The 16,768-nt window shown below is 42.8% G+C and carries 13 protein-coding genes and 2 tRNA genes; 9 read left to right on the plus strand and 6 right to left on the minus strand.

Annotation, left to right across the window (positions count from 1 at the left end; genetic code table 11):
* Positions 1 to 7: 7 nt before the first annotated feature.
* The 4 genes from KHS38_RS02575 (at position 8) to KHS38_RS02590 (ending at position 3,613) form a co-directional block, all read left to right on the plus strand.
* Entirely contained in the window at positions 8 to 1,426 is a 1,419-nt protein-coding gene (locus KHS38_RS02575) for a nicotinate phosphoribosyltransferase (RefSeq protein ID WP_213486759.1), read from the plus strand.
* Positions 1,427 to 1,436: 10 nt separating this feature from the next.
* The gene (locus KHS38_RS02580) at positions 1,437 to 2,342 is read left to right on the plus strand and encodes a ribose-phosphate diphosphokinase (protein WP_213486761.1); all 906 of its coding nucleotides are present in this window, start codon (positions 1,437 to 1,439) and stop codon (positions 2,340 to 2,342) included.
* A gap of 46 nt (positions 2,343 to 2,388) precedes the next feature.
* Entirely contained in the window at positions 2,389 to 3,039 is a 651-nt protein-coding gene (locus KHS38_RS02585) for a hypothetical protein (RefSeq protein WP_213486763.1), read from the plus strand.
* Positions 3,040 to 3,124: 85 nt separating this feature from the next.
* Entirely contained in the window at positions 3,125 to 3,613 is a 489-nt protein-coding gene (locus KHS38_RS02590) for a GNAT family N-acetyltransferase (protein ID WP_213486765.1), read from the plus strand.
* A 40-nt stretch (positions 3,614 to 3,653) separates the two neighbouring features.
* Here the strand turns inward: KHS38_RS02590 and KHS38_RS02595 are convergent, their stop codons facing one another.
* The 4 genes from KHS38_RS02595 to KHS38_RS02610 all read right to left on the minus strand — a co-directional run bounded on the left by KHS38_RS02595 (position 3,654) and on the right by KHS38_RS02610 (position 5,635).
* Positions 3,654 to 3,905 (minus strand): hypothetical protein, encoded by a 252-nt coding sequence (locus KHS38_RS02595; protein WP_213486767.1) that lies wholly within the window; start codon positions 3,903 to 3,905, stop codon positions 3,654 to 3,656.
* A gap of 85 nt (positions 3,906 to 3,990) precedes the next feature.
* The gene (locus KHS38_RS02600; RefSeq protein ID WP_213486768.1) at positions 3,991 to 4,908 is read right to left on the minus strand and encodes a bestrophin family protein; all 918 of its coding nucleotides are present in this window, start codon (positions 4,906 to 4,908) and stop codon (positions 3,991 to 3,993) included.
* A gap of 145 nt (positions 4,909 to 5,053) precedes the next feature.
* Positions 5,054 to 5,126, minus strand: a tRNA-Phe gene (locus tag KHS38_RS02605).
* 424 nt (positions 5,127 to 5,550) lie between these two features.
* Positions 5,551 to 5,635 (minus strand) — tRNA-Ser (locus KHS38_RS02610).
* 236 nt (positions 5,636 to 5,871) lie between these two features.
* On the opposite strand from KHS38_RS02610, the gene KHS38_RS02615 reads away from it, so the two are divergent.
* The 5 genes from KHS38_RS02615 (at position 5,872) to KHS38_RS02635 (ending at position 14,312) form a co-directional block, all read left to right on the plus strand.
* Complete coding sequence (locus KHS38_RS02615; protein WP_213486770.1) at positions 5,872 to 6,441, plus strand: PhnA domain-containing protein; 570 nt, start codon at positions 5,872 to 5,874, stop codon at positions 6,439 to 6,441.
* A 690-nt stretch (positions 6,442 to 7,131) separates the two neighbouring features.
* The gene (locus KHS38_RS02620) at positions 7,132 to 8,214 is read left to right on the plus strand and encodes an efflux RND transporter periplasmic adaptor subunit (protein WP_213486772.1); all 1,083 of its coding nucleotides are present in this window, start codon (positions 7,132 to 7,134) and stop codon (positions 8,212 to 8,214) included.
* 25 nt (positions 8,215 to 8,239) lie between these two features.
* Positions 8,240 to 11,407, plus strand: a complete 3,168-nt coding sequence (locus KHS38_RS02625) for an efflux RND transporter permease subunit (RefSeq protein ID WP_213486774.1) — start codon at positions 8,240 to 8,242, stop codon at positions 11,405 to 11,407.
* Positions 11,400 to 12,833: a TolC family protein gene (locus tag KHS38_RS02630; protein WP_213486776.1), complete on the plus strand. Its 1,434-nt coding sequence runs from the start codon at positions 11,400 to 11,402 to the stop codon at positions 12,831 to 12,833. The genes KHS38_RS02625 and KHS38_RS02630 overlap by 8 nt, the downstream gene beginning before the upstream one ends.
* 198 nt (positions 12,834 to 13,031) lie before the next feature.
* On the plus strand, positions 13,032 to 14,312 hold the full coding sequence (locus tag KHS38_RS02635; protein ID WP_213486778.1) for an ATP-binding protein: 1,281 nt from the start codon (positions 13,032 to 13,034) through the stop codon (positions 14,310 to 14,312).
* Positions 14,313 to 14,617: 305 nt separating this feature from the next.
* On the opposite strand, the gene KHS38_RS02640 is transcribed toward KHS38_RS02635, so the two are convergent.
* Positions 14,618 to 15,613: an SDR family oxidoreductase gene (locus KHS38_RS02640; RefSeq protein WP_213486779.1), complete on the minus strand. Its 996-nt coding sequence runs from the start codon at positions 15,611 to 15,613 to the stop codon at positions 14,618 to 14,620.
* A gap of 165 nt (positions 15,614 to 15,778) precedes the next feature.
* The gene (locus KHS38_RS02645; RefSeq protein WP_213486780.1) at positions 15,779 to 16,660 is read right to left on the minus strand and encodes a manganese catalase family protein; all 882 of its coding nucleotides are present in this window, start codon (positions 16,658 to 16,660) and stop codon (positions 15,779 to 15,781) included.
* Positions 16,661 to 16,768 lie beyond the last annotated feature (108 nt).

The raw sequence follows: 16,768 nt of genomic DNA on the forward strand, positions 1-16,768 counted from the left end.
ACTAGCCATGAAAAGAGAAAACTTTGTACTGTTGGCTGATGCCTATAAATATGCACACCACAAATTATACTATCCGGGTACAACTCAAATTTACAGCTACCTGGAAAGCCGGGGCGGCCTGTTTAATGAAACAATGTTTTTCGGTTTACAGTATTACCTGAAAGCATACCTGCAAGGCCCGGCTTTTACACAGGCTGATCTTGATGAGGCAGACGGCTTTTTACAGCAGGTTTTTGGTCGTAACGATGTGTTTGATAAAAGTAGATTTCAGTACATACTGGATAAGTATGAGGGCTACCTTCCTGTGAGGATCAAAGCTGTTGCCGAAGGCACGTCCGTACCGAATGGTAATGTGCTCATGACGATTGAAAACACGGATCCCGAATGTTACTGGCTAACCAATTTTTTGGAAACCCTGCTGATGCAGATCTGGTATCCTTGTACCGTTGCAACCTTAAGTAGCCAGATCAAAAAAGTGGTTTATCAGTACTACCATGAAACTGCCACCGAGGGTGCCGAAGCAGGAATTGATTTTGTGCTGAACGATTTTGGTTATCGAGGTGTAAGCAGTATGGAAAGCGCCGGTTTAGGTGGTGCAGCCCACCTGGTTAACTTTAGCGGAAGCGATAATCTGGCCGGCTCACGCATGGCTATGCAATATTATGACGCGCAAAAAGTATATGGCCTGAGCATCCCTGCAACCGAACATAGCATTTGCACATTACTCGGCCGCGAAGGCGAACTGGAAATTTTCAGGCACGTATTAAGAAGTTTCCCCACCGGAACAGTTGCCTGCGTATCTGACAGTTATAATATTTTCAAAGCCTGTTCTGAATACTGGGGCGAAGAATTAAAGAACGAAATTTTAAACCGCCAGGGCACACTCGTAATACGGCCAGATAGTGGTGATCCGGTGATGACGTTGCTCGCCATTTTCGAGATATTGTTTGATAAATTTGGCTATACAGTAAACAGCAAAGGCTTTAAAGTGTTGCCACCACAATTAAGAGTAATTCAGGGCGATGGTGTAAACTACGAAGCTATTATCGGTTTGTACTATGCTTTAAAAACCAACGGTATAGGTGCAGAAAACCTTGTGCTGGGTATGGGTGGTGCCTTGCTGCAAAAAGTTGATCGTGATACCCAAAAGTTTGCTTTAAAATGCAGTGCTGCAGTTATTAATGGTAACGAAGTAAACGTTATAAAAAGCCCTACAGAAATTGATGCGAACGGACAGATTGTTGAAAGCTTTAAAAAAAGTAAGTCAGGCCGGTTAAAATTAGTTAAAATTGACGGTCACTACAAAACAGTTAATCAGGATGAGCTACCACATGTGGCCGATGAGTTACATACTGTGTTTGAAAATGGCCACATCCTAAGGAACTTTACTTTTGACGAAGTGAAGCTAAACGCAAATAACATTTAAGAAGATTGCTATGAAGAAGATACTTTTTTGCATTAAAGAATATGAGTACTTAGCCGATAGAGTACTGGCGGCAGGTAATTACGAAAAAGGCGAGTTGGAAATAAGTTATTTTACCGATGGCGAGCGTTACCAACGTATTGTTTCTGTTGTGGAAGGGCGCGATGTTGTGCTACTTGGTGGTACAGTAAGCGATCAGGCCACATTGGAACTGTTCGATCTGGCTTCATCATTAGTGAGCTACGGGGCTAACTCCCTGACGCTCGTGGTACCTTATTACGGTTATTCAACGATGGAACGTGCGGTTTTACCCCGTGAAGTGGTTACCGCTAAAACCAGGGCCCGTTTGCTTTCGGCTATTCCTCGCAGTCACAAAGGCAATAAAATATACTTATTTGACCTGCACTCCGAAGGCACGCAATATTATTTTGAACAGGAACTGTACCCTGTACACGTATACTGCAAAGACATCGTAATTGAAGCCGCAAAACATTATGGGGGCGACAACTTTGTAATGGCCAGTACCGATGCTGGCCGGGCTAAGTGGGTAGAATCATTAGCGAATGACATGGGCGTTAATGCTGCTTTTATACTGAAACGCCGTTTAAAGGGCGACCATACCGAAGTTACCGCCATTAATGCGGATGTAGCCGGTAAAAAGGTGATAATCTATGACGACATGATCCGTTCTGGCGGCAGTATCATCAATGCGGCTAAAACCTATAGCGAGGCAGGCGCTGCCGACATATACGTAATCACCACCCACGGGTTGTTTGTGAATGATGGTATTGAAAAGCTTAAAAGTTGCGGACATATTAAAAAGCTAATTTGTACCGATTCGCATGTAAACACCCAACATATTGCAGATGAATTTGTTGAGGTAAGAAGTTTAGCTAATTTAATTGCTGAATCTGTTTAATCGGATGCAGTTTTAGACAATCATTATTATCACATCTTACTCATCAATGAAAAACCTCAACCTGTTAAAAACCGGTGCTTGCTGCACAGTGTGGCTACTATTATTATGTGCTTGCAATAGTAAATCCAAGCAAGCTGCTACCAACGAAAAAAGTACTCAGCAAAACGCAACTACACTATCGCCTGCAGACCAATACAATGAAGTTAAAACCTGGCTTGATGATTTTAAAAACTTCCGGACGGCTGTTTATCAGAATGATGTTAGCAAAATCAAAACCTACTTCAGCTTTCCGGTAAATACCGACACCACCCAAATATGGGAGGCTGTTTATGAGAATGTGGATGAAGCGAAAAGACCGGAAACCTTCCCTAACACTTTTACTGAAGCGGATTTTGAAAAGCATTACAAAAAGTTGTTTACCAATGCTTTTGTAAAAAGTATACTCAAAGTAAAGAGCGAACTCCTTTTCAAAAAAGGAGAGTACACTACGCCAATGATTACCTCGGGCAAGGAAAATTTTTCGATGGTTGCGAACTATGATAAAGCTACTGAGACGCTTCAACTAAGCGTAACTTACCCTGGCGGCACTGATGAGCAGGGAAATTATGTGAGTGAAGGAGAATATGCTACCATTTACTTTTTTAAAATAGAAAGCAACAGGCATTTAAGATTTGATAAGATATTGTTTGCTGGCTAGTACTATAGGCTAAAAAGCGTTGTTGAATTTGAATAATGAGTAATATCATTATTTTAGCGCCGATACAAAAGCACGTACCTACTTAATGACAAATTATACCATTCGCCCGGTTGAAGAAAGAGATAATAAAATCATTGCTTCGGTTATTCGTACCGTACTTTCGGAATTTGGTGTAAACAAACCGGGAACTGTGTACACAGACCCTACAACCGACGATCTGTATTCTTTATTTAAGCAGCCTCAATCGGCTTACTGGGTGGTGGAAATGAACGGAGTTATTGTTGGCGGTGCAGGTATCTATCCTACTGATGGCCTTCCTGAGGGATATTGCGAAATGGTGAAACTGTATTTGCTTCCCCAAACACGTGGTTTAGGAATTGGCAAAGCACTTATCCAGCAATGTTTTATTAAAGCCGCACAACTTGGGTTTAAATACGTATACCTGGAAAGTATGCCCGAACTTTCGGGCGCTATCTCTCTTTATAGAAAGATGGGCTTTCAGCATTTAACCGCCCCGCTGGGCAACTCCGGGCACTTTGCCTGCGATATTTGGATGGTTAAAGCGCTGAATTAGCTTTTCTTAATAGACCTCTCTCCTAGGTAGCTTATAGCAATTAGGCTTGCTCGGCTTCTTGTGCGTGCTGGAGAATTGTAGCGCTTAATAAAGATTCCAAATGCCTATAAGGTTCGGGGCAGGCTTCTTTTAATGCTATACGGAATACACCTTCATTATTGATCTGCATGTGAAAGCGCACTTTCTGCCCATCATGATCTACATAAACCTGGAATAGCTGTGGGCGTTGAATATTCATTGTATTAAAATCGAAACTTACACCTTCAACCTCGGCAGAAAAACTTTTTAGCATAGAGGCAAAATTAACCTTTTTAGATGATTTCCAGAATGCATAAAGTCTATGGAAAAGAATTTCTGCAAAAATGATCGGCGCTGACTTAATCTAACAAATATGGTTTATGTGATAGCGATTCGGGCTTCGGCTTGTCTGCCATCTCCAGGAGTGTTGCCTCGATCATGTGGCTCATTCCATTTAATGCTAGGTCGTTTGGAGCTGTTCCAAACGGCTCCTCTATCTCATCTGCAATCGCTTCAAGTGCTACAAACGTATAGGCAATAAAAATTACAATCAGCGGCGTGAACCAGCCTAAGCTATCCACAAAACCGAAGGGCAGCAAAAAGCAATATAGGTACACGGTACGATGCAGTAGTACGCGGTAGGTATAGGGTATAGGTGTAGAAGCTATACGTTCACATCCACCCACAATGTTCGAAAGCTCGTTCAAATTACCGTCGAAAGCGGCTTGCACGATGGTATCTATTTTATTATCTGCCTTAGCGGCCTGCAACCACCGTCCCATTTCTCGTATCAAAATAATAGGCTTGTATTTTACTTGCTTTAGGCGGTTAGCCAAAGTTAATGGCAAATGCTTTTCCATATCAGCCTGCGCATCTGTATATCTAAGCTGGTGTTTTAATGCATAGGTAAAAGCAATCAGATATTGGATAAAATCATCAAGTTCTCTGCTTTTTGCCTCGTACGTTGTTAAAGTTAGTGCCTGCCGTGCCAACGATCGGGTTGTGTTCAACAACGCTCCCCATAGTCGCCGCCCTTCCCAAAAGCGATCATAACTGGCATTATTGCGAAAGCCTAAAAACAAGGCCAGTGCAATGCCAAAAAGCGTAAACGGAGCCGGGTTGAGCGGTACCTTATAACTAAATAAAGTTCCTTTTAAGTAAACGATAGCTATAGAAATAACCAATAGTATAAGCAGCTGCGGTAGTACCTGGGGTAGCACGGAGCCCCGCCAAACAAACAGCATTCTAAACCAGTTTTCTTTCTCGCGCTGAATCATCCTGATGACTTTTGTTATTGGCAATGAATGTACCTATTTTAGGTGAATACAGTGTATTGACACAGCTGATTGGCCTCCCTTGCCTCCGAAAATATAGACAACAAAAAAGCCACTTTAAGAATAAAGTGGCTTTTTATTTTGACTGTGGTATCAGCTGGAATCGAACCAGCGACACAAGGATTTTCAGTCCTTTGCTCTACCAACTGAGCTATGATACCTCCGTTTGTGGGCACAAAGGTAGCGTAATTTTTAATATCTAAAAGTTTTTCAGAAAAATTATATTGATGGACGGACTTAATTTAGAATAATTTGTAAAAATTTTAAATTTTAGAATACCTATATACTTGATTAACAATGGGCTATTATTTCCCAGCTATACTACACTACTATATAAAAACTATTGAATGTTACTTTATCCAATTGCTATGCTTCTACACTGCCTTGAGCTAATATGGCTTGCTATGGTGATCCGTTAATCAAAACACCCTTTTTTGGATAGCATAGCCCGTGCGGGGATAAAAGCGATTAGCCACGTGGTAACCTCTCCTATTTGTGATTTATAATTAGCACTAAGTAGAGATATGAGATATCGGCTTATAACAAAAAAGGCGCTGTAAATTATACAGCGCCTTTTTGCTTTAGCGGAGAGTTAGGGATTCGAACCCCAGGACCTGTTACAGTCAACAGTTTTCAAGACTGCCGCAATCGACCACTCTGCCAACTCTCCGGGGACAAAAGTAGAAATATTGCCCTTATTTATTAAATAAATATTAATAAACGCACACTCATTATTGATAATCAGGCAGAAAAAATTTCATATCATCATTTTGAAAGACATATTATACTTGCTTTGCTGACTCTTCTGGGCAAATGAATGGGAATTATGGTGAGCAGCCTTACCTACTTAACATTTCTTACCATAAGATTTATTGAAAGGTGTACATTTGCGCCTTATTAAATTTTATGCAGTCATTGAATGAGCGAAGCAACAATTGTTGCGAATTGTGCAAATTAGCCGGAGAACTTTCTGTTTATACCGTAAAACCCGAAAACCATCAGGATAACGAGATTCTAATATGCGCAAGCTGCCTCAGTGAATTGCAAAAAGGAACACAGACCAACAGCCAGTACTGGCGCTTTTTAACGGAAACCATGTGGAGCGAAATACCAGCCGTACAGGTAATGGCCTGGCGCGTACTTTCTGTTCTGAAAAATGAAACGTGGGCGGCCGACAGTTTAGATATGCTTTACATGGATGACGAAACGCTTAACTGGGCAAAAGCCGGATTAGATGATATAGATAGCGCACCTGCCGAAGTTCATAAAGACAGTTTGGGTGCCGAGTTGCAAAATGGAGACACCGTAGTACTAACCCGCTCGCTGGACGTAAAAGGTAGTTCGCTAAATGCAAAGATGGGCACCGTTGTTAAAAACATTCGCTTGGTGGCTGATAATACAGACCAGGTTGAGGGCAAAATAGACGGGCAGCTAATTGTGATACTTACCAAATACCTGCGTAAGCAGAAAAGCTAATTCGCCAAAAAACATTATTTGTATCACTATAGCCATTATTTTACAATTTTTATATAATCGCCATAATTAAATTATTATAATTTTGGCGCAGGGATGAAAGGCTTTATTAGATTTTTTCTTTCGTTATGTATACTTCTGTTGAGTGGGCAAGGCTTAATGCGTGCCCAGGCCCAGCAGATTCATAGTTCCTATTCGTCTTATTCCCAACAACCACAAACCGTAAAAAAATCCGATGCAGCGAAGTTGAGTTCCGCACTCAATAGCTCTCGTCTGATTTATAAATCCGCTCCATCGGCATCAAAAAAGCGAGCCTATAAAGTTTGCACTACTGATAGTGATGACGAGGATGACGAAGCAAGCTCACTAAAAAAACAACATACGGGCAATATCTTTATTGCCTCTTTCCAAAGCTTTAAGGCCTTCCCCGGGTACTTATTCATCTTTGCACAAAAGTGCTTACTTCCTGCTAAGCATTTCTCCCTTCGCTCCCTACAACGAATTATTATCCTTCGTGTGATCAGAATATGATCTAAAGCAGCAGGGCCTATTACTATGGTCGGCAAACTAATCCTGCATTTTATTTATGCCTGCCTTAACAGCACCAGCTGAGGGCGTGTGCACGTCTGTTGAATTATTCTAACCCATCAATAATTAATTCACTCATTTCTTATTGCTTAAACGCAAATCACTATGAAGAAACTCCTCATGTTTATGAGCTTGTGCGCCATTGTGTGCTATACAAGCTGCAAGTCCAAACAAGCAGAAAAAGAAGAAACTACCAAGTTTTCTGTTACGAGTCCGGTAAAAATGGACACCTCTGTTACCAAAGAGTACGTATCACAAATACGTTCTGTACGCAACATTGAGATCAGGGCACAGGAAAGAGGCTACCTGCAAAAGATTTTTGTAGATGAAGGCCAGTTTGTAAAAGCAGGGCAGCTCCTGTTTAAAATTATGCCCAAAGTTTATGAAGCCGAAATGCAAAAAGCACAGGCCGAAGCCGAGGTAGCTGCTATTGAGGTACAAAACACCAAGCCTCTTGCCGAACGGAACGTAGTATCTAAAAATGAACTGGCTATGGCCAATGCCAAATTAAATAAAGCAAAAGCAGAACTGGCACTGGCTAAGGTTCATGTTGGCTTTACGGACATAAGAGCGCCCTTTGACGGTATCATTGACCGCCTGCCCTTAAAGTTAGGCAGCTTGGTTGATGAAGGTGAACTGCTAACCAGCCTGAGCGACAACAGCCAGATGTTTGCTTACTTCAACGTTTCTGAACCGGAATACCTGAGCTATGAGGAAAGTGTTAAAAGCAAGGGCAAGGTAAACGTAAACCTGTTAATGGCCAACAATGAGGTGTTCAAATCGCCGGGCGTTGTTGAAACCATCGAGAGTGAGTTTAACAATGAAACCGGCAACATCGCTTTCCGGGCCAAGTTCCCTAACCCCGACCGCTTATTGCGCCATGGAGAAACCGGCAAGGTGCTAATGTCTGTTGCACTGAAAGATGCCATCATCATTCCGCAAAAAGCCACTTATGAAATTCAGGATAAAAAGTATGTTTTTGTTGTGGACAAAAACAACGTGGTTAAATCAAGAGAAATAACCATCGGTGCCGAAATGCCAGACCTGTACGTGATAAGCAATGGCCTATCCGCCGATGAGAAGATATTGCTTGAAGGTGTACAGAAAGTAAGAGATAACGATAAAATCACTTACGATTATGAGGAGCCTAAAGAAGTAATTTCTCACCTGAGATTAAAAGCAGAATAGTTTAAGGATATTTAAAATAATGTAAATGTTTAGTAATTTCATTAAAAGGCCTGTCCTTTCTATCATCATATCCCTGATGATCGTTTTTCTGGGGATATTGGGCATAACACAGCTTCCGATTACACAATTCCCGGCTATATCGCCGCCAACCGTAAAGGTAACGGCCGAGTATCCTGGTGCCAACGGTGAATTGCTGGTTAAAACCGTTATTATCCCGCTTGAAAGAGCTATCAATGGTGTTCCGGGCATGAAGTACATGACCTCGGATGCAACCAACACCGGTGAGGCCAACATCCAAATTATATTTGATTTGGGTACCGATCCCAATCAGGCCGCTGTTAACGTGCAAAACCGCATTGCATCGGTAGTAAATAAGTTGCCGCCACTGGTAATACGCGAAGGCTTGCTAACCAGTTTGGAGCAGCCGGCGATGCTGATGTATGTGAACTTATACAGCAAGGATAAAAACACTGATGAACGCTTTTTATACAACTATGCCGACATCAACGTATTACCCGAAGTAAGACGCTTAAGGGGTGTGGGTAACGCACGTATACTGGGTACCCGCGAATACTCTATGCGTATATGGCTGAAACCTGACCGCATGCTGGCCTACAAAATTTCGGCCGAAGAGGTGATGAAGGCTTTGGGCGAGCAGAGCTTGGAGGCATCGCCGGGTAAAACGGGCGAAAGCTCCGGTAAGCGTTCTCAGGCTTTCGAGTACACGTTGAAATACTCTGGCAGGTTTAGCACCAAAGAAGAGTATGAAAAAATTATTCTCCGGTCTAACAAAAACGGTGAATTGCTCCGGCTAAAAGATGTAGCTGATATTGAATTCGGTAGCTTGTTTTATGATATTTATTCTAACCTCAACGGCAAACCGTCAGCAGCTATCACACTGAAACAGCAGTATGGCAGTAATGCCAGTCAGGTAATTGAAGAAGTGAAGGCCAAGCTGGAAGAAATCAAGAAAACCTCCTTCCCTCCCGGTATGGATTATGAGATCAGCTACGACGTATCTAAATTCCTGGATGCCTCAATCGAAAAAGTGTTGCACACTTTAGTTGAAGCCTTTATACTGGTAGGTATTGTGGTGTTCCTGTTCCTGGGCGACTGGCGCTCTACCTTGATACCGGCACTAGCAGTACCGGTTTCATTGATCGGTACATTCATCTTTATGCAGCTTTTCGGGCTTACGCTTAACCTTATTACCTTGTTTGCGCTGGTACTGGCCATTGGTATTGTGGTGGATAATGCCATTGTGGTAATTGAGGCCGTGCATGCCAAGATGGAAGAAGATCACTTGTCGCCATACATGGCTACCAAAAGCGTTGTTCACGAAATCAGCGGAGCTATCATTGCCATTACCTTCATTATGGCGGCGGTATTTATTCCGGTGGCATTCATGTCGGGTCCGGTGGGTGTATTTTACAGGCAGTTTTCTATTACCATGGTTACCGCCATTATTCTTTCGGGTGTGGTAGCGCTAACGCTTACACCAGCGCTTTGTGCAATCATTCTGAAAAACAATCATGGCAAGCCTAAAAAGCAAACTGTTGTCACTCGTTTTCTGGATAGTTTTAACCGCGGGTTCGAAAAGCTGACGGGCCGTTATACCGGTTTGCTGCGTTCCATTGTTAACCGCAGGATTGTAACCTGGGGTATGCTGATCGCTTTTTGTGCCGGCACCTGGTTACTAAGCAGCACTACGCCTACGGGCTTTATTCCGAACGAAGATCAGGGCATGATCTACGCGGTTATACAAGCGCCGCCAGGCTCATCATTGGAAAGAACCAATGAGATTTCAGAAAGATTGCAAAAGATTGCCGAGCATGTGGAAGGCATACAATCGGTATCGGCGTTGGCAGGTTACGAGGTGCTTACCGAAGGGACAGGTTCCAATGCAGGTACGTGTTTGATAAACCTGAAAGACTGGACCGAGCGCAAACAATCGGCGGAGGAGATAATCCGTGAGCTGGAAGAAAAAGCCAAGGACATTCCCGGCGCTACTGTTGAATTTTTCCAACCACCGGCTGTACCTGGTTACGGTGCCGCAGGCGGTTTCGACTTGCGTTTGCTGGATAAAACCGGCGACGGTAACTACAAAAAGTTTGAGGCTATTAACAAAGATTTTGTGAACGCCCTGAGCAAACGTAAAGAACTCACTGCTCTGTTCAGCTTTTACAGCGCCAGCTATCCGCAATATATGATCAAGATTGATAATGATATTGCCATGCAGAAAGGCGTTACCATATCTAACGTGATGACTACCCTTTCAACGCTGCTTGGTAGTAACTACGAAACCAGCTTTATTCGTTACGGCCGTTTATACAAAGTAATGGTACAGGCCGGTCCTGAATATCGTGCCGAGCCTAAAGACGTACTAAAGCTGTATGTAAAAAACGAAAGCGGCGATATGGTTCCAATCTCCGACTTTGTAAAAATGGAGAAATACTATGGGCTGAATGAGATTACCCGTTACAATATGTTCACCTCCTCGTCTATCAAAGGTTCGCCGGCTCCAGGATACAGTAGTGGCGAGGCCCTTGAAGCCATTAAGGAAGTAGCACAAAAAACGCTGCCAAGAGGATATGGTATTGACTGGGGCGGTATGTCAAAAGACGAAGAGGGCCGCGGTAACGAAGCTGCGGTTATCTTCATTATCTGTCTGGCATTCGTGTACATGATTTTGGCCGCACAATACGAAAGCTTTGTACTGCCCCTTGCCGTTATTCTCTCCCTCCCTGCCGGTATTTTCGGCGCATTTTTATTGGTAAAAGTAATGGGCCTCGAAAACAATATTTACGCACAGGTAGGTATGGTGATGCTGATTGGTTTGCTGGGTAAAAATGCGGTGCTTATTGTTGAGTTTGCAGTTCAGAAACACCGCGCGGGCGAACAGCTGCTTACTGCAGCCATTGAAGGTGCCCGAACACGTTTCCGCCCCATTTTGATGACCTCATTTGCCTTTATTGCCGGTTTGATTCCGTTGGTATTTGCCACTGGCCCAGGTGCTATTGGTAACCGTACAATCGGTTCGGCATCGGCAGGCGGTATGTTGATCGGTACCATTTTCGGGGTAATTATCATCCCGGGCCTGTATTACATTTTTGGTAAAATAGCCGAGAAACGCAAGCTTATCAGAGATGAAGAAGAAAATCCGTTAACAGAAGAAGTAGAACATAATGTTTAAAAACAGCATAAATAAGTACATTGGCATAGGTTGTATAACCTTATCCTTTGCCGCTTGTAAAATTCCTGCACTGGTAGGCAGAAACGAAAATAAAACAGTACCTGCGAGTTTCAATAACTCGCAGGATACGACCAACACAGCACAGGTAAAATGGAAGGACTACTTCACCGATCCTGATTTGGCTAATTTGATAGACACAGCTTTAAAAAATAACCAGGAGCTGAATATTACCTTACACGAGATTGAAATAGCCCAAAACGAAATAAGGGCACGCAAAGGTGAGTACTTACCGTTTGTAAGTGTAAAAGCCGGTGCAGGTATTGATAAGGTAGCCCGCTACACCAACATTGGCGCACTTGAGAAAAACATCGAAATTAAGCCCGGCAAAGAAATGCCCGATCCCCTGCCCGACTATTTGCTGACAGCCAGCGCCAACTGGGAGGTAGACATATGGCATAAGTTACACAACGCTAAAAAGGCTGCAGTAACCCGATACCTTTCATCCGTTGAAGGGAAAAACTTTGTGATTACCAATCTGATTGCCGAAATAGCTAATTCCTATTACGAGCTACTGGCTTTAGACAACCAGCTGGCTATCGTAAAACAAAACATTGCTATTCAGAGCAACGCACTGGAGATAGTTAAACTGCAAAAACAAGCTACGCGTGTTACCGAGCTGGCCGTACGCAAATTTGAAGCAGAGGTGTTAAAAACCAAAAGCATGCAGTACAGCATCCAGCAAAATATCACCGAAACTGAGAACAGAATTAATTTTTTGCTTGGCCGCTATCCGCAACCTATTCCCCGTAACGATGACAGCTTTGGCAAACTCGTACCTGCATCAGTACATGCGGGTATACCCGCCCAACTGCTGGCTAATCGCCCTGACATCAAGCAGGCTGAGCTGGATTTAGCCGCAGCTAAACTGGACGTAAAAGTGGCTAAAGCACAATTTTATCCCTCGTTAGGTATTTCGGCATCTATTGGCTACCAAGCATTTAACCCATCTTACCTGGTGAGAACTCCGGAATCGCTCCTGTACTCATTGGGTGGCGATTTGGTAGCTCCGTTGGTAAATAAAAATGCGATTAAGGCAGCATACTACGGTGCTAATGCAAAGCAAATACAAGCCGTTTATAATTATGAGCGTACGGTTTTGAATGCTTACATTGAAGTAGCCAACCAGTTAGCTAAAATTGATAACCTGGAGAAGAGTTACGATCTTAAATCGAAACAGGTACGGGCACTTACCCAGTCCATTGACATTTCTAACGACCTGTTTAGATCGGCCCGGGCCGATTATATGGAAGTGCTGATGACACAACGCGACGCACTGGAATCAAAATTTGAATTGATTGAAACCAAAATGCAACAAATGAATGCAATGGTCAATATCTACCATGCATTAGGCGGCGGCTGGAATTAATTTTTTCTTCGGCGAATAAGTAAACGCTATATTAATTTGTACCGTAAGGCAAGTCTTTTATTCAAAGACTTGCCTTTTTGATAAAAAGGCTATGCCTAACAGCAGTTGCTGTATAAATAATATTTGAAACTTATTTTCATAAACCGACATACCCTACTTACTTTTGACCGCATACTAATTGATCACTAACCGGCAGATATGCGCCTGATTTTCTTTTGGACAAAACTTATTGGTTCAAAAACTGAATACTCTCTGGAAGCCAGAATTTTTCACGCCGTTTGTATTTTACTTATTGCAGGCATAGGCGTAAACGTTGTTTCTTCTTATTTGATGGGCATATCAGAGCTGGTAGTTCTATTATCAGCGGTAGTATTCATTGCCGGTGCATTTTTTTACGTATCAAAAGTTAAGCGTAAACTAAATGCCTCAATAATTGCCTTTCAGATATTCGTGCAATTTGCACTGGCGTTCAATTACTATTTTAATTCAGGTATCAATGGCCCTACATTTACCATATTCCTGCTTTCATTTCTGGTTACTGTAACCATTATACCCGAAAAGCAATACTGGATATGGCTGCCTGTAAACATCATTCTGATGCTTTCGCTTATTGGCCTCGAGTACATTTACCCGAGTTGGATCACGGTAACTTACCAAGACCGTGAAAGCCGCTTTTTCGACTTTGCATTGTCGTACGTTATAATTGCTGCATTCACGCTGCTGGTTGCATCCTATATCCGCAAATCTTACAACGAGCAGCGCAAAGAATTATCGTTAAGAGCGGCTACGCTTGAGATTACGAATACAACAAAGAACAAGCTGCTATCTGTTTTAGCTCATGACCTTAAGGAACCGTTAGCCTCTATACAAGGTTACCTCGAACTACTATCAGCTTATGAGCTGGAAGATGCGGAACGTAAAGAAATTGAGAACAGTTTATTACACAAAACTAAAGACGCATCACTTATGCTGGCTAATCTGCTCTCCTGGGCGAAGGGCCAGATGGAAAGCCTGAAGGTAAATTTGCTGGAACTGCCGCTCTTGCAAACGTTGTTACCTGTAATATCATCGCTAAAGAATGTAACCGCAGAAAAAGGCATTGATTTAATCATCAATATCGACGAAGGTATTATCGTGCTGGCCGACCGAGATATGCTGCAACTGGTAATAAGAAACCTGTTGACTAATGCAATCAAGTTTACACATCGCGGCGGCAGCATCAGGCTGCAGGCCGACTGTGAATCTGACTGCTGTGTTATATCGGTTACAGATAGCGGCATTGGCATACCCAAAGATAAATTCGACTCCATTTTTTCACTGAACGCAAAATCAACGTTCGGCACCGCTCAAGAAAAAGGTACCGGTCTGGGATTAACGTTGTGCCGAGAATTTACTGAGCTACAAGGCGGCAAAATTTACTTTGAAAGTAAGGAAGGCAATGGAAGTAAATTTTCTGTGGCCATGCAATTATCTCATTAATTCTTTGCGCATCAATTGTAGCCAGGCACAGGTTATCTATTGAATCACTAAAGGCTGTAAGCTTATTAAATGTTAATGAAGCGCTAAACAAATTGCCTACATGCTTTGCTAAAGACAATATATGCAAAAATGAAACTGCACATACTGACGATATATTAGTAATCGTTAGTATGCGCAGTTCTACAATATATATTATATCAGATGTCGAAATCAATCCGTTCTTTTTGCCCGCAAGCTAGTTGACAACTAAACAGTCACCTTTACACCAACCTATTCTGCTCATGCGTTGCTATCAACCTTAAAAGCTATTTAAGCAACTTACGGAGTACTAACGCCGTACCTGCTACAATACCTATTACGCCAGCAGCCCGAGCAACATTTTTGTTAGTCACCTTTTTATTGGTATACCCGCCCGATATTTGATTATGGCTGCCAGTAGGCTCAAAAATACTTCCGTTGGTAACAGGTGCAGGCTCGGCATTTTTTAGATACGTTCGCATAAACTTGGTTGCGGCCCAACGTGTAAGCTTCGGCGATAGCCACTGGCCAAATTTGGCTAAATAAGCAGCGCTGCCAAGCGTAACAGCCCCTTTTGGGTTTTGAGCTAATGATACTATAGTATGGGCTACCTTATAGGTTGGCACTACCGGTGGTGCGGGCTTCAGTAACTTACCAGTATAGTTAGCTGCATGACTCGGCCCTGGCGTATCAACAAATCCGGGAAACACATCACAGATATGAATATCCGGACAATCAATTAACTCTGCACGCAAAGCTTCGGAGTAACCACGCAGGCCAAATTTACTGGCTGTGTATGAAACCCCGTACGGAAATGCTACCCAGCCGCCAACAGAATTCATATTGATGATAATACCATGCTTTTGCTTTTTGAAATGCGGTATTGCGGCATGTGCGCCATTGATATATCCCATTAAATTGGTTCGAATAACCTGCTCATGCACCTCAATGGGCACAGTTTCAAATTCACCTAATGCGCCGATACCAGCAATGTTGACCCACACATCCAGGCTGCCACCAAAAATACAGGCATCTTTAGCTAACTTCTTTACTGCCTCGGCATCTGTTACATCAGTTACCACAGCAACAGCCTTACCACCCAAACGGTCGCACAAATCAACCATCTCGTCCAGCACGTCTTTTTGGCGTGCAGCCAGCACCAGCTTGGCACCATGCCGGGCAAACTCCAGCGCGGTAGCCCGTCCTATACCACTGGTAGCACCAGCAATAACAATTGTTTTTTTACACAAAGGTGAGTCGGTAAAGTATTTTGAAGCAGTCATATAAATTTTAATGCAGTATGTCAGATATATACAACCCCTCATTAAACTAAAAGTTTAAAAAAAGACTTTTACAGATTTAACACTGATTGGTATTTCTTCTCGAAATTATATATCAACAAAAAAGCCGGCTGCCCGATTAAGACAGCCGGCTTTTTATTACAGGCCTTATGGTAAAATGGTATCTTTAATGTTTTCAATGATACCTTTATCCATACCACCGGTCATTTGCTCGGCTTGAGCATGACCTTGCGGATCTGGCGGGGCCAGTTGAGGCTCTTGTCCCAAAGGCTGTGCTTTTACATATTTAAACTCCCCTTTTCCATCAATTGACGGACCGCTTGCCCAACGTGCTTCAGGTATTTCTAAACCTTCAATGTTGGTGGTTACAAATGAGTAGGCAAATTCATTTACCTGCTGGCTTTCAGGGAAAGTATTTGGAATTGGCAGGTTGTTTTTCACGCCGCCTAAATCTTCAAGCACGGCCAACCACTGGTTTTGGTGCATGGTATCGCGGGCTATCAAAAATGCCAGCATGTCTTTCATGCCCGGATCATCAGTAAGCTCCCATAAACGAGTGGCCAGTACACGGCCGCTTGATTCGGCATTTACGTTACAGTACATATCCGCTGCAATGTTACCGGTACCTACTACCCATGATCCATTGAATGGAACACCGTTTGCATCAACAGCCATGGCCGATAAGCCCGATGAAAGCACATGGCGAGGATCCATACCGCCTAAAATGCTACCTACAATAGGATTCTCACCAGCTATTTTATCTTTCAGCTCCATAGTTGCACCTTCCAGGTTCAGTGCAACTGCAGTACTTAACATTTCAATGTGTGAAATTTCTTCGGTACCGGTATCCAATAGCATGTCACGATATTTGTTTGGACCGCGTGATCCCCATGCCTGGAACAGGTACTGCAAGCAAACTCTGATTTCGCCTTCAATACCACCGATAGCTTGTTGTAATAGTTTTGCAAACGCCGGGTTTGGTTTCTCTACACGTACCTCGTACTGTAGTTTCTTGTCGTGATAAAACATAACTTAATTGGTTAATTTGATTTTAAATAGTTGCTTAATTAATTATTTATCATCGGCAATTATGAATGACAAGCTATTACTTATATTACAGCATATCACCTTTGTATC

Source organism: Mucilaginibacter sp. Bleaf8, assembly GCF_018390515.1.
Taxonomy (GTDB): domain Bacteria; phylum Bacteroidota; class Bacteroidia; order Sphingobacteriales; family Sphingobacteriaceae; genus Mucilaginibacter.